This window comes from Alkalibacterium psychrotolerans (genome assembly GCF_054784355.1).
In genome coordinates this window covers 1-867 of sequence record NZ_BAAGPH010000067.1, presented here as the reverse complement: position 1 = coordinate 867, position 867 = coordinate 1, and the positions used below count along the sequence as shown (strand labels likewise).

Below are 867 nucleotides of genomic sequence, written 5' to 3'. Positions count from 1 at the left end.
TTTGTCTACCGATTTTTACTCCGTGCATATCGTAGATTAATGCGGCTACCTTTGGTGCGGGCAACCCGTAATTAACATGATAGGTCAAGATTTCACCTAATAAACGTGGGGACGCATGAATACGATTTAAGTCAACCGGTGATTCAATCAGTCCATAGGACTTAATGTCTTCCAATTTCAAGCGAAACTGGCGATAAATATAGCGCAACTTTAGATAGTATGGAGCGATAGTATAGAGTTTCTTTTGCTCTTCACTCAAGTTATTTAATGCTTCAAGATAATAAGGACAGGTATCGTTTTTACACTTGTAGATATCAAATTCAGACCGTTGTTTTATCTTCTCAAGGCATCGTTCACAGTGGGGGCATTTGAGTAAGACATCTTTAGAGTACCGGCTTTTCTCGTTAAACAAGGTAGAACAGATTTTACATCGATACTGACCCTGTCCCCCATTATTTTTATAGAGGAAGTTGTGAGGCGCATGACATTTTGCACAGTGGATAGACTCAGGAACCGTTGTTGAGGACTTATGTCTTTGAACAGGTTTAATCGGTTTCCCTGCTTCTGCGGCTTGTTTTAGAAGGACTTTATAGTCAGCTCGTTCAATCGTTACAACTGTCGGTGGCTCATCAAGAGTCAATTTATTGAAATCAAGGTTCGTGATATCGGTTCCTTTAGGTGGTCGCTTCCCCTCATCTTCCAGCCAGGCAATATAGTCATTCAAAAGCTGAATTAAATGATTTTGCCACTTGATTTTATTAACTAAATACATGATAATCTGAAGTAGATTAGGCATCTCTTTTCACTCCTTAAGTGATGAATGTTTGTTTTAGTGAACTTCATTTTATCAGATTAAGGGGGGAAGAG

General features: G+C 39.1%; 1 protein-coding gene. It reads right to left on the bottom strand.

Annotated features, from left to right (window positions below; all coding sequences use genetic code 11):
• On the bottom strand, window positions 1-796 hold a 796-nt coding region (locus ACYVLS_RS08905), incomplete at its 3' end, for an RING finger protein (protein WP_460323705.1).
• Window positions 797-867: the final 71 nt, after the last annotated feature.